At 56.9% G+C, this 25,478-nt stretch carries 23 protein-coding genes and 1 tRNA gene; 15 read left to right on the forward strand and 9 right to left on the reverse strand.

What is annotated here, in order from left to right:
* Positions 1 to 81 precede the first annotated feature (81 nt).
* The 3 genes from AB4N73_RS07555 to AB4N73_RS07565 all read right to left on the reverse strand — a co-directional run bounded on the left by AB4N73_RS07555 (position 82) and on the right by AB4N73_RS07565 (position 4,162).
* Positions 82 to 2,541: a fimbria/pilus outer membrane usher protein gene (locus AB4N73_RS07555; RefSeq protein ID WP_460143191.1), complete on the reverse strand. Its 2,460-nt coding sequence runs from the start codon at positions 2,539 to 2,541 to the stop codon at positions 82 to 84.
* A gap of 197 nt (positions 2,542 to 2,738) precedes the next feature.
* Positions 2,739 to 3,488 carry a fimbrial biogenesis chaperone gene (locus tag AB4N73_RS07560; RefSeq protein ID WP_041478776.1) on the reverse strand — a complete coding sequence of 250 codons (750 nt, stop codon included), beginning with the start codon at positions 3,486 to 3,488 and terminating at the stop codon, positions 2,739 to 2,741.
* Between the two features lie 68 nt (positions 3,489 to 3,556).
* Positions 3,557 to 4,162 carry a fimbrial protein gene (locus AB4N73_RS07565; RefSeq protein ID WP_056785673.1) on the reverse strand — a complete coding sequence of 202 codons (606 nt, stop codon included), beginning with the start codon at positions 4,160 to 4,162 and terminating at the stop codon, positions 3,557 to 3,559.
* Positions 4,163 to 4,482: 320 nt separating this feature from the next.
* On the opposite strand from AB4N73_RS07565, the gene AB4N73_RS07570 reads away from it, so the two are divergent.
* The 6 genes from AB4N73_RS07570 (at position 4,483) to AB4N73_RS07595 (ending at position 13,218) form a co-directional block, all read left to right on the forward strand.
* Positions 4,483 to 5,703, forward strand: a complete 1,221-nt coding sequence (locus AB4N73_RS07570) for an EAL domain-containing response regulator (RefSeq protein WP_056785675.1) — start codon at positions 4,483 to 4,485, stop codon at positions 5,701 to 5,703.
* A gap of 173 nt (positions 5,704 to 5,876) precedes the next feature.
* A complete protein-coding gene (locus tag AB4N73_RS07575; protein ID WP_041478777.1) occupies positions 5,877 to 6,584 on the forward strand; it encodes a response regulator transcription factor in 708 nt (235 codons plus the stop codon).
* Positions 6,585 to 6,591: 7 nt separating this feature from the next.
* Positions 6,592 to 10,224, forward strand: coding sequence for a transporter substrate-binding domain-containing protein (locus tag AB4N73_RS07580; protein WP_258708114.1), 3,633 nt, complete (start codon positions 6,592 to 6,594; stop codon positions 10,222 to 10,224).
* Positions 10,225 to 10,326: 102 nt separating this feature from the next.
* Positions 10,327 to 10,704, forward strand: a complete 378-nt coding sequence (locus tag AB4N73_RS07585) for a type 1 fimbrial protein (RefSeq protein ID WP_016774580.1) — start codon at positions 10,327 to 10,329, stop codon at positions 10,702 to 10,704.
* A 308-nt stretch (positions 10,705 to 11,012) separates the two neighbouring features.
* On the forward strand, positions 11,013 to 11,474 hold the full coding sequence (locus AB4N73_RS07590; RefSeq protein ID WP_056785680.1) for a hypothetical protein: 462 nt from the start codon (positions 11,013 to 11,015) through the stop codon (positions 11,472 to 11,474).
* Positions 11,475 to 11,589: 115 nt separating this feature from the next.
* Positions 11,590 to 13,218 (forward strand): methyl-accepting chemotaxis protein, encoded by a 1,629-nt coding sequence (locus AB4N73_RS07595; RefSeq protein WP_095179876.1) that lies wholly within the window; start codon positions 11,590 to 11,592, stop codon positions 13,216 to 13,218.
* 38 nt (positions 13,219 to 13,256) lie between these two features.
* On the opposite strand, the gene AB4N73_RS07600 is transcribed toward AB4N73_RS07595, so the two are convergent.
* Complete coding sequence (locus AB4N73_RS07600) at positions 13,257 to 13,841, reverse strand: hypothetical protein (RefSeq protein WP_056785683.1); 585 nt, start codon at positions 13,839 to 13,841, stop codon at positions 13,257 to 13,259.
* A 330-nt stretch (positions 13,842 to 14,171) separates the two neighbouring features.
* On the opposite strand from AB4N73_RS07600, the gene AB4N73_RS07605 reads away from it, so the two are divergent.
* Positions 14,172 to 15,128 (forward strand): fimbrial protein, encoded by a 957-nt coding sequence (locus AB4N73_RS07605; RefSeq protein ID WP_056785684.1) that lies wholly within the window; start codon positions 14,172 to 14,174, stop codon positions 15,126 to 15,128.
* On the opposite strand, the gene AB4N73_RS07610 is transcribed toward AB4N73_RS07605, so the two are convergent.
* Together AB4N73_RS07610 and AB4N73_RS07615 are read right to left on the reverse strand one after the other, a co-directional pair.
* Entirely contained in the window at positions 15,123 to 15,482 is a 360-nt protein-coding gene (locus tag AB4N73_RS07610) for a response regulator (protein ID WP_016774585.1), read from the reverse strand. The two genes, AB4N73_RS07605 and AB4N73_RS07610, sit on opposite strands and share 6 nt — an antisense overlap.
* 23 nt (positions 15,483 to 15,505) lie before the next feature.
* The gene (locus AB4N73_RS07615; protein ID WP_041478782.1) at positions 15,506 to 16,945 is read right to left on the reverse strand and encodes an ATPase domain-containing protein; all 1,440 of its coding nucleotides are present in this window, start codon (positions 16,943 to 16,945) and stop codon (positions 15,506 to 15,508) included.
* A gap of 313 nt (positions 16,946 to 17,258) precedes the next feature.
* On the opposite strand from AB4N73_RS07615, the gene pstS reads away from it, so the two are divergent.
* The 6 genes from pstS to AB4N73_RS07645 all read left to right on the forward strand — a co-directional run bounded on the left by pstS (position 17,259) and on the right by AB4N73_RS07645 (position 22,511).
* The gene (pstS, locus tag AB4N73_RS07620) at positions 17,259 to 18,290 is read left to right on the forward strand and encodes a phosphate ABC transporter substrate-binding protein PstS (RefSeq protein WP_051600442.1); all 1,032 of its coding nucleotides are present in this window, start codon (positions 17,259 to 17,261) and stop codon (positions 18,288 to 18,290) included.
* Between the two features lie 74 nt (positions 18,291 to 18,364).
* A complete protein-coding gene (pstC, locus tag AB4N73_RS07625) occupies positions 18,365 to 19,333 on the forward strand; it encodes a phosphate ABC transporter permease subunit PstC (RefSeq protein ID WP_095179884.1) in 969 nt (322 codons plus the stop codon).
* Positions 19,330 to 20,241 (forward strand): phosphate ABC transporter permease PstA, encoded by a 912-nt coding sequence (gene pstA, locus AB4N73_RS07630; RefSeq protein WP_460143192.1) that lies wholly within the window; start codon positions 19,330 to 19,332, stop codon positions 20,239 to 20,241. The genes pstC and pstA overlap by 4 nt, the downstream gene beginning before the upstream one ends.
* Positions 20,242 to 20,316: 75 nt before the next feature.
* Positions 20,317 to 21,078, forward strand: a complete 762-nt coding sequence (pstB, locus tag AB4N73_RS07635) for a phosphate ABC transporter ATP-binding protein PstB (RefSeq protein ID WP_016774591.1) — start codon at positions 20,317 to 20,319, stop codon at positions 21,076 to 21,078.
* A gap of 93 nt (positions 21,079 to 21,171) precedes the next feature.
* Positions 21,172 to 21,870: a hypothetical protein gene (locus AB4N73_RS07640; protein WP_056785687.1), complete on the forward strand. Its 699-nt coding sequence runs from the start codon at positions 21,172 to 21,174 to the stop codon at positions 21,868 to 21,870.
* Positions 21,870 to 22,511 (forward strand): hypothetical protein, encoded by a 642-nt coding sequence (locus AB4N73_RS07645; RefSeq protein WP_236169731.1) that lies wholly within the window; start codon positions 21,870 to 21,872, stop codon positions 22,509 to 22,511. Before AB4N73_RS07640 ends, AB4N73_RS07645 begins: the two co-directional genes overlap by 1 nt.
* A gap of 151 nt (positions 22,512 to 22,662) precedes the next feature.
* On the opposite strand, the gene AB4N73_RS07650 is transcribed toward AB4N73_RS07645, so the two are convergent.
* A tRNA-Ser gene (locus AB4N73_RS07650) sits at positions 22,663 to 22,750 on the reverse strand.
* Between the two features lie 123 nt (positions 22,751 to 22,873).
* Here AB4N73_RS07650 and AB4N73_RS07655 point away from each other — a divergent pair.
* Positions 22,874 to 23,545, forward strand: a complete 672-nt coding sequence (locus AB4N73_RS07655) for a Bax inhibitor-1/YccA family protein (RefSeq protein ID WP_008006561.1) — start codon at positions 22,874 to 22,876, stop codon at positions 23,543 to 23,545.
* A gap of 65 nt (positions 23,546 to 23,610) precedes the next feature.
* On the opposite strand, the gene AB4N73_RS07660 is transcribed toward AB4N73_RS07655, so the two are convergent.
* Entirely contained in the window at positions 23,611 to 23,940 is a 330-nt protein-coding gene (locus tag AB4N73_RS07660) for a YceK/YidQ family lipoprotein (RefSeq protein WP_041481021.1), read from the reverse strand.
* Positions 23,941 to 23,999: 59 nt separating this feature from the next.
* Positions 24,000 to 24,437, reverse strand: coding sequence for an Lrp/AsnC family transcriptional regulator (locus AB4N73_RS07665; RefSeq protein ID WP_041481020.1), 438 nt, complete (start codon positions 24,435 to 24,437; stop codon positions 24,000 to 24,002).
* Between the two features lie 147 nt (positions 24,438 to 24,584).
* On the opposite strand from AB4N73_RS07665, the gene AB4N73_RS07670 reads away from it, so the two are divergent.
* Complete coding sequence (locus AB4N73_RS07670; RefSeq protein WP_460143193.1) at positions 24,585 to 25,478, forward strand: DMT family transporter; 894 nt, start codon at positions 24,585 to 24,587, stop codon at positions 25,476 to 25,478.

Raw genomic sequence — 25,478 nt, forward strand, 5'->3', positions numbered from 1 at the left:
CAAACTGCGCATTAAAAAGCCCTGAATCATCAGGGCTGAGTTTTGGTTGAGGGGGCGTAGAGTGACAAGCTCGCGGTCGGTCTACTTCGCGCTCGAAGAGCAGGCCAACCGGTATTGCTCATAGTTCAAGCCTTCGACCTTTTCCGGCAGCTTGTACGGCACGGGGCAGCTTTTGCCCTGCCACTTGATGGTGATGACACCGTGATCTTTGGTCACCAGCGCCAGGGCCTTGCCCGTCGGATCTGACAATGCCAGTTGTTTGCCGTCGCTATCCAACAGCACCGCGCCGAATGGAATCGGCTGGCCGTTGGCATCGTACAGTTCAAACTGGACGCGTCTGCCTTTGCTGCCTTCGAAGCGTGCAAGAACTATCGAACCTCGTCTTGGCACCAGTTGCTGGGTGGCATTGTCCAGCTCGATCTCACCGCCCAGGTTACGCGTGTCCAGCGTTACCCAGTTCACGCGGTACGGTTGCGCGTTAGGCAGAACCGCATAGCCGTTCAGGCCGGTTTTCACACCCGAATAGCTGCTGACTTCGACGCCCGACATGCCGGGGACTTCCACCAGGCCGAACGTTTCACCGACGGTCTGGCCCATATTGATGCCGCCGGCATGAGCCACGATCGATCCGGCCGCACTCAGGTTCTGCGACTCATAGCCGCTGCCTCGGTTGTAGCCAAAGCCCAGATCGCCCATCGACGTACGGGTACTCAAACTGAGCGAGCCAGAGCGCTCGCCCTGGACGCTGCGCCCGGTCTGCACGGAATAGTAGGTGTCGCTGTCCTCGGTCAGATAACCATTGATCCCGGCTTGCGTGCTGGTACCGGCGTTCTGATGGTTACTGGAAACGTAGGCACGCGGTGCGCGTGGTGTCGATCCGAGCGGGAACGATATTGAAACGCTTAATTGCGTATCGTTGCTGGTGTCACCGCGTGCGCCGAATTCCTGGGTTTTGCTCAGGCTGATGTTGTAGTTCAGGTCGCGCCAATTGTTGTTGTAGCCGGCGGAAAAGCTGCGCGAGCCACCGCGATCCCAATAGCGCTGGTCACTGGCATTCAAATAAAGCGAGCCGAACTGGCGCGCTTCGCCAAGGGTCTGGTTGACCGTGAGATCTGTACGGGTTTTGGCATTGCCCGCGCGCCGCGTAGCGCCAGCGCTGGTGTCCTGCACATGGTCGGTCAGCGTGCGGTAACCCTCGGTCGAATAACGATAGGCGGCGAGAGTGAAGCTGGTATCGGTACCGGTGAAGGTCTTTGCATAGAGCGCGCGGACACTGCTGCCCTGGGTAGTTTTGCCGAATGCCTTGCTGGACGATTGCGTAACGTCCAGGGACATCGCGCCAATCGAGGTGTTCTTCGCCGCACCGATGGACAGCGCCTTGAAGCCGTTGCTCGCCTGAATGCCGGCAATGCCCGTCAGATTGCTGGTCAAGCCGTAGGCGAAAGTGCCCCCAAGGAAAGCCGGTTTGTCATAGCCCTCGCTGTTGTTGTTGAACTTGCCGCTCGACAGGCTGTACTTCAGTTGCCCCTCACGCACCATCGTCGGCAGGGCGGAGAACGCCTGCCGGGTTACCTTGCGCCGACCATCCGCTTCGACAATGGTGATCTCCAGGTCACCGTTGGAGCCCGATGGGTAGATATCACTGATCTCGAACGGACCCGGCGGTACATTGGTGGTGTAGAGAATGTAGTTGTCCTGGCGGACCTCGATCTTCGCATTGGTTTCCGCCACGCCACGAATGATCGGTGCATAACCGCGCTCACTGTCCGCACGCATGCCTTCATCAGAAGCGATCTTGACGCCTTGGTAGCGCACGCTGTCGAACAGATCCGAGTCGGAAAAGATTTCACCCGCGCTCAGTTGCCCCTTGATCGCCGTGAGGTCGCGCTGGATGAACGTGCGGTTGCTGACAAAACGGTTGGGCCGGCCGGTGGAGCTGCTCAGGTTGGATTCGTTGCGCAGACGCCAGGCACCAAAGTTGATGCCGTTGCGCAGCCCCAGGTTATTGGAGATTTGCGTGGTGTAATCGGTTTTGCTGCGGGTGCTGCTCAGCTGGTAGTTGATGAAACCGGCGGCCACACCTTGGTCCCAAAGCTCTGGATCTACATAGCCGCGCATGCCACGCGCCATGGCGACCTGCGGCACACTGATATTGAGGCGCAGGCGGTTGGCATCGAAATTGAGACTCGCTTGCTCGATCATTGCAGGCAGGTCGTAGTGATCGGCAGGGTGCTGCTCGTCAACAAGACCCTGCTCACGAAGTTTGCGCATGTCCACACCCAGCTGCTGCAACAGTTCCAGAGTGATGCGTGGCTCGACTTTGCCGTTGACCGGGTTGGCCGCGAAATCAACGTCGCGTCGACCGACCAGCGTGCCGTTGCTGAAAACGTCAACGCGGTATTGGCCCGGCAGTACGCTGTTGGCATTCAACAAGGGTTGCAGATCGACCGCTGATGAACCTTCAAGAAACAACGTATTGAAAGCTTCACCCGCTACCGCGGCCGGCGCGTCGGCACCTATGGCAAATCCACAGATAGCCATGTTGATTGCAAAGCACAATGGATGCAGGCAGCCCAACGCCGCTTTGTTTTTCTGGCGCGCAACATGATGCTTAACACAACTTTCAGATGTGTGGTGTTGGGAGGGAAACATGCAATTTGCCTTATCAGTCCGTGTTGCTTCAACCGGAGTCCGGAACTTGTGAATAGCTTGTAAGTTGGCAGGGTGGGGTGGGGGATTTACTGGGCGGAGGCATCTTTCACGCGCTCGGCATGGCTTTCGGCAACGCTTAGTGGTGCATCGAATCGTTGTTGTGCGCCGTAATCGTTAATTGCTGAAAAACTCAAATGCGAAGTACCAGCTGGCAGATCTTTCAGATTGAATGAGCGAACTTCCCCTGGAACGATCATTGTCGAATCAATTACCAATTCCGCTTTTTTTCCTGCAACGACTTTCAGATCGGCCAGCGACACGTGGTAGTTGCTTTGGTTTTTTACTTTCAGCACCGACTTGCCAGCCTGAGTGACCAATTGCCATGCAAGTTGCTCCGGTGCCTTTGCGGCATCACCGGTGAGTCCGTCCGGGCGGAAGAAGACCTTGATACGCTGACGTACCGCCAATTGCAGCGTGTTGACATCGGCAGCACTGGCCTGGGGGATTTCCTGCACGTTCAGCCATACCACCGACTCCTTGTCCGCAGGCATGCCGCGGCCTTCATAAAGAATCCTCAGTAATTGCTGTTGATTGGGCTCAAGTTTGGCCAGTGGTGGAGTAACTGCGAAAGGCGGTGCGCTGCCAGCGGTGTCGCCGGCATCCAGCCACGATTGCGCCAGAATGGTTTGTCCGCCGTTGCGCACGGTGACATTCGCCTCTTTGTGCGCGCCATCGAAGATAATCCGGGTGGAGCTCAAGGAGATGCTGGCGAATGCCGAGTGCGTCATCAACACCCCGGCAAGCCCCAGGCAAAGCGGAAAGTAGCGACTTAACATAGATTTCACCGATTAATCTGTTCGGGAAGGACGAGGCACAGCGGCCCCGTCCAGGTATTGCGGGCTGCTTATTCGTATTCGAGAACGAACGGCAGAGTGGCGTTACCGGTACCGGCAGTAGCGGTGGTCTTGTCGCCGGTGGTGACGTAAGCGGCTGCGAACGACAGGGTGCCATCACCACCTGTGGTTGCGTCGCCAGTCAGGTTGGTCTGCACTTTGGCAGTGGCTTCGGAGCTCAGGTCGATCAACTGGCCATTGCTGTCCAGCAGTGCGATACCAACGCCCTTGGCCGCGTCTGCACCCTGCAGCTTGAGAACTTTCTTGCCATCAACCAGGCCCGAACCGCCGTTTACGGTTGGTTTGAACAGCATCGAAACCTTGGTGCCAGCGTTGCAGTTCACTTTCAGGTTGAAATCGTTGGCGGCCACACGACCGGCGCCCGGAGCAGAGTCGGTGCCCATGTCTTTGATCGACACGCTGCCCATGTCCACGGCAATCATCTTGTCGTTACCCGAAGCGCCGTCTACCGAGCAGGCGTCGTTGTTGATAACGCCGGTGAAGCTGATTTGACCGCTGCCGCCCTTGACAGCTTTAGCGGCTTCTTCTTCAGCCACTGCACCAGTGGAGGCAGCCAGTACGGAAAGAGTGAGTACTGCGAAAGCGAACTTTTTCATGTTTATATCCGAAGTTATTGTGAAGTGCTGCATTGAAATGCCAGGCCATATTAGGTGTGCGGTGGTGGCGGGTCTTTGGGATTTGTCTTAAAGCGATAAAGGTGCGAGCCAGTCAGTAATATGGCAGTGGCGTATTCATATTTGCGGTAATGGTGCAGCGAGCCAAATGAGACAATTCTCAAAGTCGTGCGGTCTTTGTCTGGCTAGTATTCGCGGATGCAGAAATTCTCAGTCAACGCAAAGTTTGTGAGCGGGCGTCCTGCTTGAAAGATTATTCAAACTTTCGCTATTAACGACTGATAGAAAGAGGTTCCAGGTTTGTGAACACGCTTCGTATATTGGTCTTGGAAGATCACGCCTTTCAGCGCACGGCGGCAGTCAGTGCGCTTAATAGTCTGGGGTACAAAAATATCTTTCAGGCGGCTGACGGCAAGGATGCGCTGGCTGTGATATCCCAGGCTGGAGGCGTGGACGTTGCATTGTGTGACTTGAGCATGGCCGGGATGGATGGTTTGACGTTCTTGCGCCTGGCGAGAGAGGCCGGTTTGATTCGTGCAGTGATCATCTGCAGTTCACTGCCTGAAGACTTGTTGCGCACGGTTGACCGGATTGTCACGTTGCAGGGGCTGGAATTGCTTGGCAGTGTCGGCAAGCCTCTGATGATCGATGTGCTGGGGCCATTGTTGGCGCGTTATCGGCCGCACACTCCGGGCGATACCAAAGTGGTGGAAAGTCATCTCGATCAGCCTTCGGAGAACGAAGTGCTCGAAGCGATACGCCGTCAGGAATTTCGCGCCTACTTCCAGCCCAAGTTTCATCTGCGCAGTGGTGAGGTGGATGGCGCCGAGGTGCTGGTGCGATGGCAGAGCCCCAGTCGCGGCTTGCTCTCGCCAGGCATGTTCTTGCCGACGATCGAGCGCTGCGGGCTGCTCGATGAGATGTTTTTCAGCCTGCTCACGCAAGGCTTGAGTCTGCAGCGCTTCGTCCAGTCTCACGGCAAGCCGTTCAAGCTGGCGTTCAATCTCGACGTGACGCAGATGGCCAATCCGAATCTTGTCGACCGGATCAAGGCGCTGTTGCGCATCCATGGCGCCTCGCCAGCTGGGCTCATTTTCGAGCTCACGGAAACCGGCCTGCTGCAGATGCCCGAGATCAGCATGGAAAACATGGTGCGTCTGCGCATGCTCGGCTTCAGTCTGGCAATCGATGATTTCGGTGTCGGCTATTCTTCACTTGAGCGGCTGTGCCAGATGCCGTTCAACGAAATCAAACTCGACGCCGGCTTCGTGCAGAATTTCCATCAGGCGCGCTACAGCGCGGTCATCCACGGGGCGTTGGCCTTGGCGCGGGAATTGGACATGCGCGTGGTGGCAGAGGGTATTGAAACCGCAGATCAGGTTCAGCATCTGGCGCGGCTTGGTTGTCAGTGGGGGCAGGGCTTCTTCTATGCTCGCCCGATGAATTGGGCGCATTTGGTCGACTGGCGTTTCGAAGGCCAGAAGTCGTCCTGGCGCCGCGCAATAGGCACATCCGATCGTTGATGCAAGCGGCATTCTGACTTTTGGGACAAAGCCCTATTTCGTCACGCCTTCAAAACACTCATCATGTGCCGAGAAATCAATCAGATGCACCTGAATGCTTCGGTGATGCCCGGAATTTGCTGCGGTTGCCAAGTGCTGATGGTCCTCCAACACTCTTCATCATGGAGCTGTTCATGCATTGGTCAGTCGTGAATCCGTTACGCGTTGCCATCCTTGATGATCACTCGCTCATACGTCTGGCGATGAAGTCGCGGCTGACGCGCGAAGCCGAGTTCAGTGTCGTAGGTGTGTATGGCAGCAGCGCGCAGTTGCTCACCGGATTGCGCGAAATCGACATCGACCTGCTGATACTCGATTACAAACTGCACGATGGGGAGCTGGACGGGCTCAATCTGATCCGCCTGCTGCGCAAGCAATATCCGGGCATGCGCATCCTTGTCTCATCTTCCGAAGAGCGCCCGGCGGTAGTGAATATGGCGATCGGGGCGGGCGTCAGCGGATTCTTCGGCAAGTCGCAGTCGGTCGATGACCTGATCACCGCCATCCGCAGTGCTGCGTCCGGCCAGTTGTATCTTTCGCCGGAAATGGCCTTCGAACTCGATGTGCTGCCTGCGTCGGTCGACGAACCTGCTGGTGCCAATGACGATGGCGCGGCGCACGGCGACGACTTCCTCAGTAATCCTCTTCTGTCACCGAAAGAAAAAGAAGTATTGCGCTGCTGCCTCGAGGGGATGGGAGTGACGCAGATCGCTTTGAAGTTCTCGCGCAGTCGCAAAACCATCAGCGGGCAAAAACAGGCCGCTTTCAAAAAGCTTGGCATTCGTGGTGATGCGGAGCTGTTCAAGTTGCAGCACAGCCTGACGGCGGACAACCAGGGATAACTCGCTTATGTTTCATCTGTTGCGCGGTGTTTTGCTAGTCAGTGTGCTTGTCATGTTCGGTAGCGGGTCGTTGTGGGCAGCAGAGCCGCGCACTCTGCAGGTGTTCGGTCGGTCTGACTGCAAGGAGCTACAGGTCGATCTGGCCAATGAAGACTGGAGTTGGCTGCGGCAGAAGCGCAGTCTGGTGCTGGGCTCGGCGCTTCCGGATTTCCCGCCTTATGTCATGACCGCCAGCGGTACGCGGTACGAGGGAATAGCCGCCGACATCGCCTGCATTATCGGTCAGGCCTTGCATGTCGAAGTTACCGTCAAGGCTTATCCCGACCGTCGCGACGCCATGGCGGCGCTCGAGCGTGGCGACATCGACATGCTGGGCAGTTCCAACAGTTTCGAGTTGATCGACGGCCTCGTCACGCTCAGTAAGCCTTATGTCGAAGACGTGCCGGCAATGTTCATGCGCGGTGATGATCGGCGCCCGATGCCGGCCAATCTGGCCGGTTTGCGTATTGCGGTTGCCGACGATTACCTGCCTTCCAGTCAATTACACGCGTTATACCCCAACGCCGAATTCGTGCTTTTTCCATCGAACGAGTTGGCACTGGCTGCGCTGGCTTTTGGCAAGGTCGACCTGTTTCTCGGCGATACGGTGTCGAGCAATTACCTGATCAACCTCAACTACTTCAACTATGTGCGGCTGCACTCTTTCGTCAAAACCCAAACCAGCGGTTTCAGCTTTGCCTTGCGCCGGGGCAACGACCAATTGCTGCGTCTGATCGATTCGACCCTCGAGTCGCTGGGTGATGCGAAGATTGCCGAAATTACCAAGCGCTGGTCGGGCGGCGGCGGGGCGCTGACGCCCAAACGCATTGACCTGACACCCGGCGAAGCACGTTGGCTTGAGCTGCATCCGGTCGCGCGGTTCGTGATCAATGACGATCAGGCACCGTTTGCATTCTTTGATGGTGACGGCAACTTTGGCGGGATCGGCGCTGATCTGCTCGAGCTCATCCAGCGGCGTACCGGCTTGCAGATCAATGTCGAGCGCACCGACAGCTTTTCCAGTCTGAGCACGCGTCTGCTGGATGGCAGCGCGGATATTTCTCTGCTGACACCAACGGTCTCGCGGGAAGTCGGCATGCGTTTCACTCATCCGTTCCTTGCCAGCCCCTTTGTGATCGTCACCACCAAGGACGCAGGCGCGCCTTCAAGCCTGCAGGAGCTGCGCGGCAAGCGCGTCGCAGTGCCCGAAAGTTCGGCTGAGCGTGAGCTGCTCAAGGACTACCCCGACATCGAGATCGTTGATAACGAAACAGTTCTGGGCGCCTTGGCTGACGTGAAGGACGGTCGAGCGGACGCGATGATTACCACGTTGCACAGTGCGCGCTACTACATCGCCCACATCTACAGCGACAGCTTGCGTATCTCCAACATCGTCGGCATGAACAAAGGCTTCCTCGCTTTCGCCGCGCGGCGTGCCGATACCGAACTGGTCAGCATTCTGAACAAGGCGCTGCTGAGCATTCCGCCGGATGAGCTGGACGTAATCCTCAACAGGTGGCGTCCCATTGCAGCGTTTTCGGGGTTGTCGTGGCGCGATTACAAGGCGCTGATCTACCAGATCAGCGCTGGCGCGTTCCTGATTATCCTGGGATCGCTGGCGTGGAATTTCTACATCCGTCGGCAGATTCGCGAACGCAGTCGTGCAGAGCGCTTGCTCGGCGATCAGCTGAAGTTCATGGGGGCGCTGATCAACGGCACGCCGCATCCCATTTACGTACGTGACCGGGAAGGTCGGCTGGTGACCTGCAATAATAATTATCTGCAAACATTTGGCCTGTCAGAAAAGGACGTGATCGGCAAGACCGTGCTCGAAAGCGGCAAGCGCAATCGTCAGGAGGCGTTGCAATTTCACGACGACTACCTGCGCGTCATCGAGCAGGACGAACCTTACGAGGTGGATCGCACGCTGCATGTGGGTGATACGCGGCTGATCATTTACCACTGGATCCAGCCGTATCACGACACGGCGGGTGAAGTCAGAGGCGTGATCTGCGGCTGGATCGATATCAGCGAACGCCGTGAACTGATCGAGGAGTTGCGTTCGGCGAAAGAGCTGGCTGACGAGTCGAGCCGCGCCAAAACCACGTTCCTGGCGACCATGAGCCACGAAATCCGTACGCCGATGAGCGCCGTGATCGGCATGCTCGAACTTACCCTCAAGCGTGCCGAGCAAGGTCACTTCGATCGGCCGGCGATTGAAGTGGCATACGACTCGGCAAAAGGTCTGCTGGAACTGATCGGCGATATCCTCGATGTGGTACGCATCGAATCGGGCCATGTCAGCCTTTCGCCGAAACGTGCCAACCTGCGCGAATTGGTCGAATCCGTGGCGCGGGTGTTCGACGGCTTGGCCAGGCAGAAGAGTCTGGTGCTTAAGCTCGACATCGACGCCACTGTCGGCTGTGACGTATTGGTTGATCCGATGCGCTTCCAGCAGGTGCTCTCGAACCTGGTGGGCAACGCGATCAAGTTTACCGACACCGGTCATGTCACCGTCTCGATTCGCGGCCAACGTCTCGCTGACGAACGCTTACAGGTCGACCTCAAGGTCGAGGACACCGGCATCGGCATTTCCAGCGCCGATCTGCAGAATCTGTTCCAGCCGTTTTCCCAAGCCAATCATGGCCCCTCCAGCAGAGGCGGCACCGGTCTGGGACTGGCGATCTCCCGTTCATTGTGCGAATTGATGGGCGGGCGGCTGAACATTACCAGTACGCTTGGCAAAGGCACCTGCCTGGAAGTGTCGCTGTTCTTCAATATTCTCAGCCCGCTTGGCGGCAAAGTGCTGCCTGTTTCGGTTGTTCAGGACAAACCGGTACCGACACTCAGGATTCTCGTAGTCGATGACCAGAGCGCCAACCGCCTGCTGTTGACGCAGCAGCTGAGTTTCCTTGGCCAGGCGGTGCGTGATGCCGCCGACGGTGCCCAGGCATTGGCGCTGTGGCGCTCGGAGCCGTTCGACATTGTGATCACGGACTGCAACATGCCGGTCATGAACGGCTATGAGCTGGCCCGCACCATTCGCCAGGACGAACGCGAAAGTGGTGGATCGCCGTGCATCGTACTGGGCTTCACGGCCAACGCGCAGCCGGAAGAAAAAGTGAAATGCCGGGAGGCCGGGATGGATGATTGTCTGTTCAAACCGATCAGTCTCGGCACCTTGTCGATCATGCTTGCAGGCTGGGAAAAAAATGTTGAAACCCAGCCATTTGAAAGCCCGCCTGCGGCGACTATCAAGGAGCTGGGTTCGATTCGCGAGCGTCTTGACGAGCTCACCGGAGGCGATCTCGACATGATGAAAGAACTTCTGCGCGAGGCGCTGTCGAGTTGCGAAAAGGATCTGGAGGAGTTGCATTCGCTAATACCCGAAAGCGATCCCGGGCTGTTGGCTGACCTGGCGCACCGCATCAAGGGGGCGGCGCGCATTGTTGCCGAGCATCAGGTCATTGAGGCGTGTAACGAGCTTGAAGCCGAGTGCGAGGCGCCTGTTATCGATCCGCTGGACCTCAATCGCAGTGCATTGAAGCTGGAGCATGCACAGGCTGATCTGATCAAGAAAATCAAACGGATCGAGCTGTAAACGTATCGGCTCATGACCATCCGACTGGCCTTGCATTGAAGCTGACGTTAAAGATCATTTTGCAGCGGGCGATACCTTGGTTAATAACCATGGAGTTTCGCGATGATCATTCGACGTCCTTTATTGATTGCCTGCCTTTGCCTGCTCGGTTTTGACACCGTCAGCGCAGCCCAGTCTGCGCCGGTCAGCGGAGTGATTCGCTTCAGCGGTCGAATTGTCGAGGCAAGTTGCATTGCGAGTGGCGCCAGCCATTCTTCTGTCGAGTTGCTTGATTGCCCCCAGGCAAGCACCGGGCAGATTTTTACCGTGAACAACGTCAGTGCGGCAGGGCGAGGTGAGTCGCGCCAGCAGGTGTTTGTGAAGGTGATTGCCGATACTCATGAGCAGGACGATTATTACGACCAGCGCTTGCTGCTCACGGACAACAAGGGTCACCAGATAACGAGCGGTAATTACGTAGTGACGATGACGCTGCCTTGATGGCTTGGAAAGAATGAGTCTGCGCCCCTTGTTTCAAGGTTACTGACAAAAAGGGGCGTTAATAATGAGAATTGTCTGGTTCGCACAGAACCGTCCCGCGCTTCTGGCTTGTCGCCACTCCCCTGCGTTGCAAAATCCCTCCTTCAACACTTTCTGAGCCAGACCATGCGCCGATCGCTTGGGCTGTCGTCAAGGTGTGGCTTTTTATCATCTATCCCTGCGTTCATTTTTGAGACAAGTCTCATATCAGGCAGGTTGGCCCTTGGTTATTTTCTTGAAAGGAAGAATGGAGCTGCCAAAGGTGTCCGATGTTTCTTGAAAATAACCGCAGTCGATCCTTGCGGATCCTGATCGCCGATAGCGATGTGCGCAGAGGTCTGTCAATCGAACAGCAGTTCAACAAGCTGGGCTGTCTCAGCGTCTTGAACGTTTGCACTTATCGTGACCTGAAAATACTGACGTATTACTGCCCTCAACGGTTGAGCCTGGTCGTCGTCAATGCTGAGTTGCTCAGCGAAATGGCGATGGATCCGCTCGACTTTTTCGGGGAAAACCCGCTGATTCGTCATCTGCTGATTTTCAATCCCAACGATGATCACCAGTGGTCGAAGACCTTCTTCAACCCGCATCCGCAACGCTGGATGCGCCTGGTCTCGAAAATCAATCTGCCGCGCCTGGCAGATTTTCTGATGCTGGCCGACCCGGCGCTCAAGGAACTTGCGGAGCCGGCCTCGACCGACTCCACACTCTCTTCGTGCGCAAACCGCTAGCTGCTTCACCTTCCCGCGATGATCCACGTAGACGCTGAGGTGCTATTGCCCAGCGCCTGCTGTGCCGCCCACTCGTTTGCCCCATTGTCTTGAATACACTCTAAGGTAAGGCATCATGCTGCTTCGTAAACTCAATCTCGCGCCTCGTTCGGCGCTGTGTTTCGGCTTGTTCTGTCTCATGATTATCGCGATCGGATTGATCGCTCTGCAGCAAGTCGACTTGCTCAACAAGGCAGAAACGTACGTCGAGACGACGATCGTGCCGAGTATCAAGCTGCTCGGCCAACTCGATCGAGAGTTCGTCGAAATCAAGGGCAACAACGCTCGCTTGCGCAATCCCATCGAAACCCCTGAGCGCAAGGCGCAAGCCCTGATGGACATTCAGCAGTCGCGTCAGCTGATCAAAAAACATCAGCAAGCGCTCATTGATCTGCTGGCCACTGACGCTGGGCGCGAGGCGTTCGAGGAGTTTGCCAAAGCACAGAAGGTCAACGATCTGGCTCAGGAGCAATACCTTCAAACCGTGGCGAACGGGCAGCTTGAAGCGGCCATTGCGTTGTCAAAGAATCAGATGCGTGCTGCCTCGGATGGTGTACAAGTCGCGCTCAAGAAGCTGATTGCACTCAACGAAATAGAAGCTTATGAGGCGGGCAAGCAGGCCGACAATGTCTATGAGCACACGCTGTTGATCGTCAGTGTGTTCATTCTCATCGCGATCGGTGCTTCGTTGGCCCTGGCCGTGTTGTATACCCGCAGCCTGACGGTACCCATTGCAGGCTCGCTAAGGGTGGCGGAATGCATCGCCGCCAATGATCTGAGCGAAACCATTGCGCTGGATGGCTCCGATGAGGCCGCGCAAATGCTGTCGTCATTGGCGGCGATGCAAACCAGTCTGCGAGATGCCTTGATCATGATCCGTGATTCGTCCACGCAGTTGGCCGAGACCTCGGAGGTCATGCACGGCGTCACTGAAGATATCTCGCGTATCACTCAACGTCAGAGCCATGAAATCGAAATGGCCGCCACCGCCGTCACTGAAATGAGTGCAGCGGTGGAGCAGGTTGCAGACAACGCCGCATCGACCTCGCAGTTGACGTCGGAATCAAGTGCCGCAGCCGTCGCCGGTCGAAGCCAGGTCAGCGACACGGTAGCCGCAATCAACCTGATGGTGTCCAGCGTGCACAGCACCTCGGCTGAGGTGCAGGCGCTATCGACCATGGCGAGCGATATCAGCAGCGTGCTGGACGTTATCCGAGAGGTTGCCGAACAAACCAATCTGCTTGCCTTGAACGCAGCGATCGAAGCAGCGCGGGCGGGGGAGGCGGGTCGCGGTTTTGCCGTGGTTGCCGATGAGGTGAGAGGGCTGGCGCAGCGTACTCAGAAGTCGACCGAGGACATCGAGTCCATGGTCAGCTCCATTCAGTCGGGCACCAGCCGCGCAGTTTCCTCCATGAGCCACACCCGCGCTCAGGCCGAGAGAACGCTCGAAATGGCCAATATCGCCGGCGAAGTGCTGACCGACATCACTGGCTCGCTGAATCTCATCAACGAGCGAAACCTGCTGATGGCAACCGCTGCCGAGGAGCAGGCTCAGGTTGCGCGGGAAGTCGACCGCAGCCTGATCAGCATTCGTGACCTGTCATGTGAAACCGCAGAGGGGTCGAAACAGACGGCAGTCGCATCGGCGGAGCTGTCGCAATTGGCGGCGTCGCTGAACAAATTGACCAAGGAATTCAAACTTTAATCAGTAAACGTAAAGCCCTGGCTACCAGGGCTTTTTGATCAGCGCTCGATCGGCGCAGCAAAGTCTTGCGCATGGGGTGCAGAGTCAGTTTGTGCTGGCGATGCGGTTTGTGCTGTCAACTGCTCAATGCAGCTGGCGAGTTGTTTTTCATAGCTTTCAAGTACCGCTTCGGCTTCAGCTTCGCGCTCATCACGCAGGCGGAAGAAATCGTCGCGATTGAGTTGGTCCGCAACAAGTCGGATGTTTTGCTCGATGATCGCGCACAGTGAATCTTCATCCTCTAACGCCGCGCTGGTCAGGGCTGCCTGTCGATTGTTTTCGAGTTCGGTTTTTGCGTGCTCAGCGGCCTTCGCCTGTTCCTTTGCGCTAAGCAGGTCGGCTTCCAAAACCTGTTTCTGTTCCGCCAGGCGCTTCAGTTCTGCGCTCATCGACTGGATTGCATCGGCGCGCTGGGTGAGTTGGACCTCCTGTTGTTGCACCACAGCCTTCAGTGGAAACAGTTCATTGAGTTGGTAGCCGGCGACCACAGTCATGGCGATCAGTGCCAGCGCAAGAATGGTCAGGCAGTAGATGGCGGCGTTGCTCTGGGGTTTTGAGCTATTGAGGGTATCGAGGGCTCTCACGGAATCGTTTCTCCTATCAAGAGTAGACAGTGTAATAACCTCGATTCGCTGGGCCTTTAAGACGAGTCTTAAATTGTGCTCTATTTGCGTATGTCGATAACGGCTAACATTTGTTAACGAATTCGCAGAAGGCTTCTTGTTTAAACCGACTATCTAAAGTTTCTTGTGGGTCCATGAGAATTGTCTTGTTTGCGAATAAATAAACTTTTTGCTCAAGCTCCTTTTTTTCATTATCGTCTGCTGCCGCTTTGGTGGCGTTTACTGCTGATAGTTCACGCAATCGTCCGCCATTCAAATGTTTGCAAACACGGCGAGTTCAGAGAGATTGCTATGAAGTTTTCCCATGTTTTAATTGTCGGTTTTTTGTATTTACTGCCATTTAACGCAATGGCTGCAGTTTGCGAATTTTATCCCGACCATTCCAAGGGCAGTGTCAGGGTGGTTCTTCCAGCCACGATCTCGGTGCCTCGTGACACGCCCAACGGCACGGTTATCTATGAAAGCCCGATCGTGACCCTGGGCGCCATACCCAGCTCATTCAGGTGCTCTGCGGTACACAACGAAGGTGTACGCAATACTGTCGGCGTTACTCAGCCGGGCGCGGAGATTTTTCCTATCGGAAATACCGGAATCGGCTGGCAATGGGTCCGACCGCCATCGGGGAAAGCGTGGAAAGGCTTTCCAGGAACTACCGACACTGCTGGCGGTTGGGGTTGGAATGGTTCTGAGCACATCTTGCGTTTTGTAAAGACGGGAACTATTTCCGGCAGTGCGACGATACCCTCAGGCCAACTTGGGACCTTCGTCGCTGCAGAAATCGAGCCTCTGGCAATGAATACAAATGGCACGCGGATCGTCTCGCAGTCTTGTGAAACACCTGATGTGAAAGTGGATATGGGCAGCTACACCATGAGCGATTTTTTGCAGAACGGTGACTATGCCAAGGAGAAATATTTCTTTCTTGATATGAAAAACTGTCCTCCCGGAATCAATAACTTCAGGTACTCCTTTTCGCCCACTGCGGGCAGCCCTGCATGGAGCGCTGATACCGGCGTGGTACACCTCAACAGTAATTCCACTGCCAAAGGGCTGGCATTGCAAATGCGCTTCAGTGACAGGACGATACTCAAGCTGAACCAGAATTACATAATGAAAGCGCCAACATCAAGCGGCGGTAATGCATCCGTTTCCTTGCAAGCCCGCTTCGTGCGCATCGAGCCTTCCAATGCGCAAATGCGAGCGGGCGATGCCAATGCCGAAATTGCCTTTGTCGTCGAGTATCTATGAGCCCAACAGCCTCTTTACCTCAGCCACAATCACCGCAATATCAAACGGCTTGGGCACCACCACATCAAACAGATCCGAACGCTGCATGCCGATGTGCGCTTGCGCGCCACTCATGAGAATGATCGGCAAGTGTTTGACGGACGGCTGGGCACGCACGGCTTCGGCGAATTCGAGGCCGTCCATGACCGGCATCATGAAGTCAGTGATGACCAGGGCTGGACGTTCTCTTTCCAGCACTTCGAGAGCCTTCTTGCCATTGCTCGCGGTCACAGTCATGAAGCCCTCATCCTCAAGCGCAAAGCCAAGAATGTCAGCAATCAGATACTCGTCGTCGACTACCAGGATGGTGGTCATGTTATTTCAACCCGCTTGCAGACTTACGAAATTGAACCAGGCAATGACTCAGCTGTGACTGAAGGTTCATTTTTCAAAGCCTTTTCCAGGAACACATCTTGATCACGGATAACCACCTCGAACCGCGACGGGTTGTAGGAGCTATCACGTATCTTGAGAATGGAAAGCGTCCTGTGAAGTTCAGCGTGATTCTCAAAGAAACGCATGAGCATCAGGTTGTCGACAATACTGGACAGGTCGGAGTTCGGTGCGCTGACCTCGGAGCCGAACAAATCGCGCATTTCCCATGAGGCGAACACCGTAACGCCTCTGGATCGCAGCTCATTCATCAGCGCGCTGAAAAAGTCGGTGATGCGTTCCGGTGTGGTTGAAACCCGAGTCATGCCGCTGAGGCTATCGATGAACAGGCGCTTGATGCCTTTTTCATCGACCAGGCTCAGCAGGCGTGCGCCGAGGCCGTCCAGCAAGCCTTCGGTAGTTGGCTGCCAGGCAATGCTCAGCGCACCGCTGTGTTCCATGTGTTCGATATCAATGCCCAGCGAACGGCCTTTGAGCCGCAGCCGCTGCGGGCTTTCATAGAAGCCGAAGTGCAGGCCCGGCGCTTCGGCCGTCGACTGTGCGATGAACTTCAGACCCAGCGTGGTCTTGCCGATCCCGGAAGGCCCCATGACCAGCGTCACGCTGGAGCTGTGCAAGCCACCACCGAGGATGTCATCCAGTGAAGCAATGCCGCTGGGGATGCGCGTCATGTCCGCGCTGTCAGGGGCGGAAGGGCGCTTGTAGAGGCTTTCGAGGCGAGGGTAGACGACCAGGCCGTTATCGGTGATCTCGCACTCGTGAAGACCGGTCAACGCGCCGCTGCCGCGAGTCTTGCGCAAATGAATGCGGCGCACCGAACGGGTACCGAACAGCTCTTCACCCATTTCGATGACGCCGTCGACCATCGTGTGCTCGGGGCTGCCGTCGTCCAGGCGCGAGCTGGTGAGAAACAGCACGGTGCAACCGGCGAACGCCGCATGGCCTTGCAGTTCGGAGATGAATTTTTTCGTATCGATCGGCGAGTCGGCCTTGGAGCGTGCGTTGAGCAGGCCGTCGACGACCATGACGGTCGCCTTCTGCCGGGTGATTTCGCGTCGCAGCAGCTTCACTACCTCATCGAGGCCTTCGTTTTCCAGCGTATCGAATGCGCTGACAAACTGAATTTCGGCGCCGACTCGCGAGGCGTCGAAGAAACTCATGGTCGACAGAAACTGGAACAGACGGTCGTGGGACTCGGCCAGCAACGTGGCGACCAGCACACGGCCGCCGTTTCGGGCGTGGTGAAATCCGAGCTGATTGGCAAGGATGGTCTTGCCGGAGCCCGGACGCCCTTGAATGATGTACGAGGCGCCCGCGACAAAGCCCCCCTGAAGCAGCGCGTCGAGCCCTTCGATCCCGCTTTGAAGGCGTTTTAGCTTTTCCACAATGCAACCCTGATCTGAATAAACAGGCTTGTTCAGCCGAATGAGTGAAATGCTAACGCCATTTCCGGTTGAGGGCCATAAAGGCTGGGGAAAAGTAGCGTTTTTGCAATGTGAACCTCGCACGTGACTGCTCGGGATCAGGGGGTAGTGACAAGTCCGGCACAGGAAGATTCGATTTTTCGAAACCCGGAGGCCGATTACATCCATAGGCGCTGCTGCGGACCATGAGGGTAACGCTTGCCACTTTGCTTTCATGAAATCGTCACAAAACTGCTGCAGAGTTCGGGAGCCCGTAATCACTAGGTGTCATTTAATGAAAAGTTTGATGAAGTCTGCTGCGCTCGCCATTGCGGTATCTCTTTGTGCCACCTCGGCCTCCTTTGCAGCAGAAAATGTTCGCCTGACGGGGTCCGGAGCAAGTTTCCCGGCGCCGATCTATCTGACATGGTTCAAGGATTTCAGCAAGAAATCCGATGGTGTCACTGTCGATTACCAATCCAAGGGCAGTGGCGCGGGCGTACAGGACTTCTTGAACAAAACCGTGGATTTCGCTGCCAGTGACTCGGCAATGAAAGACGAAGATATCGCCAAGGTCGCCGAAGGCGTGCAGTTGCTGCCAATGACCGCCGGGGAAATCGTGCTGGCCTATAACCTGCCGGGCAATCCCAAGGGCCTGAAGCTGCCACGCGACGTCTATTCCAACATTTTCCTGGGCAAGATCACGCGCTGGAACGATCCGCAGATCGTCGCAGCCAACCCGGACCTGAAACTCTCCGATACGCCGATCACGGTTGTCGTGCGTGCAGATTCCAGCGGTACTACCGCGGTATTCACCAAGCACCTGGCAACCGTCAACGCCGAGTTCAAGCAGGCGTTGGGTGAGGGCAACACCGTCAACTGGCCGGCCAGTGACAAGTTCATCAAATCGCCGAAAAACGATGGCGTAACCGCTACCGTACGCCAGACCCCTGGTGCGATTGGTTACATCGAATATGGCTTCGCCAAGCTGGCCAAGGTCGACTTTGCCCAATTGCAGAACAAGGCAGGCAATTACGTCGTGCCAAACGCCGAAAGCGGTGCCGAGGCCCTGGCGGCGGTGAAGATGCCGGAAAACCTGGTGGCCTGGCTGCCTGATCCGGACGGTGCCAAGTCCTACCCGATCACCTCTTATACCTGGATGATTTTCCGCAAGGACAATGGCAACCCGGCCAAGGCCAAGGCCATGCGTGAAATGGTCGAATACAGCCTGACCGAGGGGCAGAAGATTGCCGATTCGATGGGTTACATCCCGTTGCCGCAATCGGTCGTCGAACAGGTTCGCAAAGCGTCCGCCAACATTCAGTAACGCCGTGAGGTCTCTCTCGGCGTGTGCGTCTGCACCACGCCGGGAGAGTTTTCCCCCTGTTCCGGACTTAGCCCATGAACAAACCTTTTGTCGTACCGGTTAATCCCGACTCTGCCTGCCAGCCACCCTCGACGAAGGATTTCCTGGTTGATCGCACCTTCCGCGCGCTCGCGCGCATCGGTGTGGTACTGATTCTGGCGCTGGTATTTGCACTGGTGTTCGAAGTCGGACGCAAGGCACTTCCCGGTATGGAGAAGCACGGCTTTGATGTGCTTCTGGGCAGTGTGTGGGACGTCAACCAGGGCAAATACGGCATCCTGCCGGCCATCTGGGGCACGCTTTACAGCGCCTTCATCGCTTTGCTGATCGCCGGTGTCTTTGGCGTGAGCATGGCGATTTTCCTGACCCAGGACTTCCTGCCGACCAAGCTCGCTGCGCTGTTTCGCACCATCGTCGAACTGCTCGCGGCCATCCCCAGCGTGGTCTATGGCCTGTGGGGGATCTATGTGGTGATTCCGGCGATTCGGCCGCTGACGACCTGGCTGAACAGCGAGCTGGGCTGGATACCCTTTTTCGGCACGTCCCTGAGCGGTCCGGGCCTGCTGCCCGCAGCTCTGGTGCTCGCCATCATGATTCTGCCGACCATTGCCGCCGTGTCGCAGGACGCGCTTACGGCTGTGCCGATGAAAACCAAACAGGCCGCGTACGGCATGGGCACAACCCATTGGGAAGCGATTCTCAAGGTGATGGTGCCTTCGGCTGCCACCGGCATTTTCGGCTCTCTGGTGCTGGGCCTGGGGCGCGCGCTGGGTGAAACGATGGCGCTGGCCATGCTGGTCGGCAATGCCAACAACATTTCCCTCTCGTTGTTTGCACCGGCCAACACGCTTGCCGCTCTGCTGGCGCTGAACTTCCCCGAAGCCGGACCGAACGAGATCGAGGTGTTGATGTATGCCGCGCTCGTGCTGATGTTGATTACGCTGATCGTGAACATTTTCGGCTCGATGATCATGATGTACGCCCAACGGGGTAACAAGGGATGACTGATCTGACCGCAGCAACAGACCTGACGGCGCCAACCGGTGCGATGCCGAGTTTGCAACGCAGGTTCGAAGGCCGCGCGCTGCGCAGCCTGATCCTGACCACCCTGGTCTGGGCAGGTGCTTTGCTGGCCAGCGTGCCGCTGATTTCCGTGCTCTACATGCTGATCACTCGTGGTGGCGCGCGTCTGAACCTGGAAGTCTTCACTGAACTGCCGCCGACCGGCTTCGAGATGGGTGGCGGTTTCGGCAATGCGATGGCGGGTACTTTCGTGATGGTCGGTATCGCGGCAGCGATCGCGGTGCCGGTCGGGATCATGGCGGCCATTTTTCTGGCTGAACTGGGGCCGGATAGCAAGCTGGGGAACGCCGCGCGTTTTGCCGCCAAGATGCTTACGGGCCTGCCATCAATCCTGGCAGGTGTATTTGCCTACGCTTTGGTTGTAATGACGACTGGCACATATTCGGCACCGGCAGGTGGCGTGGCGCTCGCCGTCCTGATGCTGCCTATCGTGGTGCTCACCGCAGAAGAATCGATGCGGATGGTGCCCAAGATCATGAAAGATGCTGCTTATGGCATGGGCTGCACTCGCTCGCAGGTCATCTGGAAAATCATCTTGCCGACCGGCATGCCGGCGATCCTGACTGGCGTGATGCTCGCCGTGGCGCGTGCCGCAGGCGAGACGGCACCTTTGTTGTTTACCGCGCTGTTCAGCAACTACTGGATCTACCACCAGGGCAATCTCGATGTCATGAATCCGACTGCCTCGCTGGCGGTGCTGATCTACAACTTCTCCGGCATGCCTTTCGATAACCAGATCGAGCTCGCATGGGCGGCCTCGTTGGTGCTGGTGATGATCGTGCTGTTCGTGAACATCATCAGCCGGATTTTCGGCAAGCCCAAGTATTAAGAACGGGAGCATCTGATTTTGAACGTATCCACTGCGCAAATTGCCGCTCCGTTTGTCACCCAGGCGCCTGTAGTCATGGACTGCAAACTGGACAAGATTTTCTACGGCAACTTCATGGCAGTACGTGACAGCCACGTGCCCATCGAGAAAAACAAGATCACCGGATTCATCGGTCCCTCAGGCTGCGGCAAAAGCACCGTGCTGCGCAGTCTCAACCGGATGAACGATCTGGTGAAGGGCTTTCGTTTCGAGGGTCATGTGCATTTCCTCGGCCAGGACGTCTACGGCAAGGGCGTCGATCCGGTGGTCGTACGCCGCTACATCGGTATGGTGTTTCAGCAGCCTAACCCGTTCTCGATGAGCATCTTCGACAACGTGGCTTTTGGTCTTCGCCTCAATCGCTACAAGGGCGATATCGGTGACCGCGTCAAGCATGCGCTGCAAGGCGCCGCGTTATGGGATGAGGTCAAGGACAAGCTCAAGGTCAGCGGCCTGTCGCTCTCCGGTGGCCAGCAGCAACGCCTGTGTATCGCCCGGGCAATCGCCACCGAGCCGGAAGTCCTGCTGCTGGATGAGCCTTGTTCGGCACTGGACCCGATCGCCACCCGACGCGTCGAAGAGTTGATGGTCGAGTTGAAGAAGGACTACACCATCGCACTGGTCACTCACAACATGCAGCAAGCCATCCGTGTTGCTGACACCACAGCGTTTTTCTCGGTGGATATTTCCCAGGGCACGCGCACCGGTTATCTGGTCGAGATGGGCCCGACGGCGCAGATCTTCGACAACCCGCGTGAACAGATGACCGGCGATTACATCAGCGGCAAGTTCAGCTAAGTCACAGCACCGGTCACGGCCGCCTACCTGCACAAGCCAAATGGATTTGGCGGGCACCGGCGGACATTTACCAAGCGTTTCCAAGGAGCTCCAATGCCTGCCACGCATCGCCTTGATTTGCCTGCGATTGAACGCGCACTGCGTAACGTGCAGAGCCGTTTCGCCGAGCTCAGCCGGCACTTCACCGAGCCCCGAGACCCGTTCACTGACGAAGTCCTGAACAATGTGCTTGAAGGTTATGCGTTGGTTGACGAATATGTTGCCCGCGGCATCGACCTGTTCGATCTGCAGCAACTGAACCTGATGCTGGAGATCAATGCCACAGTGCTTTGTGGCCGGGATCCGGCGCGCCGGCTGGAATACGCCCAGCATCTGGCAGCCACCGAGGCGCATTTCTTCAACAACGTCGAGGGCGGCATCAAGGACTTGTACAACTGGTATTGCGCGTATCGCAGTGAGTCAGTCTGGAAACGTGCAGCCGGTGTCTATGTGCGCATTCTGAGCAAGCCGCAGCTGTTTATCGAAGGCAATAACCGCAGTGGCTCGCTCATTGTCAGCTACCTGCTCATGCGGGCGGGGCTGCCTCCATTCGTGTTGACGCTGGAAAACGCCGAGGGCTATTTCAACCCGTCTTCGGTCATCCGCAACTCCGCCAAGCATGGCGTCAAGGCGTTGTACGAATTGCCCAAGATCAAGAAAAAATATGCAGCATTCTTAGAAGAACAGGCGCCCGATCCAATGAAGTTCTTTCTCAAAGGCAAGCCTTTGCCTCTCTCTCAAGGTGGCCATTGATGAACTGGGCACCAGCATTTGCCAGATTGAGAACCTTCGGCAGCCGGGCAGGGCAGGCTATCCGCTGCGCTTTGCCGCAGTTGTTCGAACGTCAGCGCATACGAATTTCGTTCGATATCGATGACACGCTCGCTTGCCAGCTCCACCACTGCGCAGTGGAGAAGAGTCGACTACCGGCCTGTATTCATCGCTGGCTGGGTGAGCCGTTGCGGATGGGCACACGATCGCTGATCCGAGAGCTGCGTCGCCAGGATTGCAGTGTCTGGGTCTACACCTCATCCGGGCGCACGCCGTCCTATATCAGGCGCTGGTTGGCGCTGTACGGTATCCGCGTCGACGGCGTGGTCAACAGTGTGCTGCACAACCGTGCCCTGACGGCGCACGGGATGTCGAATGCGCCTTCCAAGTATCCGCCAGCGTTCGATATCGACTTGCATGTCGATGATTCGGAGGGCGTGCAGATTGAAGGCAAGGATCATGGCTTCCGGGTGGTCGTGGTGCATCCCGAGGATGATCGCTGGGCGCAGAAAGTGCTGGATTCGGTGGCCAAGGTCCAGGCGCAGCTCGCCTGGCAGCAAATGCTCAGACCTCAGGCGCCGGTGCAACAGCGTGCGGAGGCTGTCTTTGAGTCGCTTGGCTGAGCGGGTACGCATTGGCTATTCGGGCAGCAGCGCCTCAGGTGTACGAGGCACTGCTGTGAAATGACTCAACAGATGCGCAAACGATGCTGCGCAAAACATATCTCGCAGAAACGACAAAGCCCTGAATAATCAGGGCTTTGTCGTATAAAGATGGCGGAGGCGATGGGATTCGAACTCATGGACCTGTTACAGTCGACGGTTTTCAAGACCGTTGCCTTAAACCACTCGGCCACACCTCCGTTTGCGTTGCGGGCGCCATAATACCTGAATGAAACACACTGTCAAACTCTCTGCATGGCTTGTTACAGAGCGTCTGTTATGATCTTTGCGACTGAACGTTTCAAACCAACAGGAGTGTCGCCATGCGCGAACAGGATTACGCAGTTAATAACAGCGTGCAGGCTGAGCAGCTAGAGGTTAGCCGCGTCCTGCGCAACACTTATGGTCTCTTGGCTCTGACTCTCGCATTCAGCGGTGTGATGGCCTTCGTAGCCCAGCAGATGCGTGTCGGCTACCCGAACATTTTCGTCGTGCTGATCGGCTTCTACGGGCTGTTCTTCCTCACCAACAAACTCCGTGATTCCGCGTGGGGCCTGGTGTCCGCCTTCGCGTTGACCGGTTTCATGGGTTTCCTGCTCGGCCCGATCCTGAACCGTTACCTGGGCATGCAGGGCGGCGCTGAAGTGGTCAGCTCGGCTTTCGCCATGACCGCACTGGTGTTCGGTGGTCTGTCGGCCTACGTGCTGATCACCCGCAAGGACATGAGCTTCCTCGGTGGCTTCATCACCGCCGGTTTCTTTGTCCTGCTGGGCGCTACACTGGCGAGCTTCTTCTTCCAGATCAGCGGCCTGCAACTGGCGATCAGCGCCGGCTTCGTGCTGTTCTCGTCGGTCTGCATTCTGTTCCAGACCAGCGCGATCATCCACGGCGGCGAGCGCAACTACATCATGGCGACCATCAGCCTGTATGTATCGATCTACAACCTGTTCGTCAGCCTGCTGCAACTGTTCGGCATCATGAGCCGCGACGACTGATCGTAATGGCTGCAATAAAAAACCCGCTTCGGCGGGTTTTTTATCGTCTGGACAAAAGTGTCTGCTCAGTTGATGACGATGCTGCCGTCCACTTGCTGACGGTAGATGGTGTAGGGCAGCAGCAAGGTATCTAGGGCGCCGGACACCACGGCGTCCACCAGCACCACCGGAATCGCCGCGTTGCGGTGATCATCGGGATCGATGCCTGAGGCCAGCGGAGCGTTCAGCGTGCAGAAGTCATAAGCGAGGCCGCTGTAGATTCTCGGTACCGCGCCGCAATAACTTTTCTGCTGCTTGAGTCCGTCAACAGCAGCCTGATCGTTGCGCGCCACCGTTTGAATCGTGCCACAACCGCCGAGCAGCAGGGCCGCCAGCAGCATTGCCTGAATTTTCATAGCGCCATTCCTTAGCCGCGAAAAACCCACAATCTACGCCGAACAACGGAAAAAAACACCTACGCCATCGGTGGCAGGCGTCGCTTGACCGGGGTCTTCTTGACGATCGCAGTGTTGGTTTCGGCCAACGTATTCAGTCGGTCTAGCAGGGTATCGAGCTGCTCCATCGAGCGCACGTGCAGGCGGGCAATAAAGCAGTCGTCACCGGTGACCTTGTCGCACTCGGTGAACTCCGGAATCGACATGATCTGCCGCTCAACCTCGTGCAATTGCCCTGGCAGTGGCCGTACGCGGACGATCGCCTGCAACTGATAGCCGAAGCATTTCGGATCAATCTCCACCGTGTAGCCCTTGAGCACGCCACGTTCTTCCAGACGCCGCAACCGCTCGGCCACGCTGGGCGATGACAGGCCGCTGATCTGCGCCAGCGCTTTGAGCGAGCGACGCGAGTCTTCCATCAGCGCGCTGATAAGGATCTGATCGATATCGTCAGTCACATTCAAACTCCGGATTAGGCGAAGGGCGCGAATCACCCTCGATAAAAAAGGCGAAAACCAAGTTTAGCCTGCTTTATGCGCTGGAGCAGCCCGAGGTGCGCTTGGCATACTTTTGCCATGCTTCGCTCACAGCCTCAGGAGAAGATGATGGACAACGCAATTCGCCGCGGCTCGCTGGAAATGACCGCCGCCATGCTCATATCCGGGACGATCGGCTGGTTTGTGCTGGTGTCCGGGCAACCGGTGCTCGACGTGGTGTTCTGGCGCTGCGTGTTCGGCGCCGGCACCTTGCTGTTGGTCTGCGCCGCGTTTGGCTTCCTGCGTCCGGGGATGCTGACCCGCACAACGTTTCTGCTGGCGGTGCTCAGTGGCATGGCGATTGTCGGCAATTGGGTGCTGCTGTTCGCATCCTATTCCCGCGCCTCGATTGCGATCGGCACGGCTGTCTATAACGTACAGCCGTTCATGCTGGTCGGCTTGGCGGCGTTGTTCCTCGGCGAAAAAATCACCTTGCAGAAGCTGTTCTGGTTGGCGATTTCGTTTCTGGGCATGCTGGCGATTGTCAGCGCCCATGGTACCCAAGGCGAGAGCGGCAATGACTATCTGCTGGGGATTGCCCTGGCGTTGGGCGCGGCGTTTCTGTATGCGATTGCCGCACTGATCATCAAGCGCCTGACCGGCACGCCGCCGCACCTGATCGCGCTGGTTCAAGTGTGCACCGGTGTGTTGTTGCTCGCGCCGTTCGCGCATTTCGATGCGTTGCCGCAAGGCGTCGATGCCTGGGCCAGTCTGCTGACTCTCGGGATCGTGCACACCGGTCTGATGTACGTTTTGCTGTACGGCGCGATTCAAAAATTGCCGACGGCATTGACCGGCGCGCTGTCCTTTATATATCCGATCGCGGCGATTTTCGTTGACTGGTTCGCCTTCGGCCATCGCCTCGAATTGCTGCAATGGATAGGCGTCGCAGCGATCCTGCTCGCCGCCGCCGGCATGCAACAAGGTTGGGGCTGGAAAGCCCGGCGGCTGGCGGCGCAATAA

Source organism: Pseudomonas sp. S3_B08 (assembly GCF_054667725.1).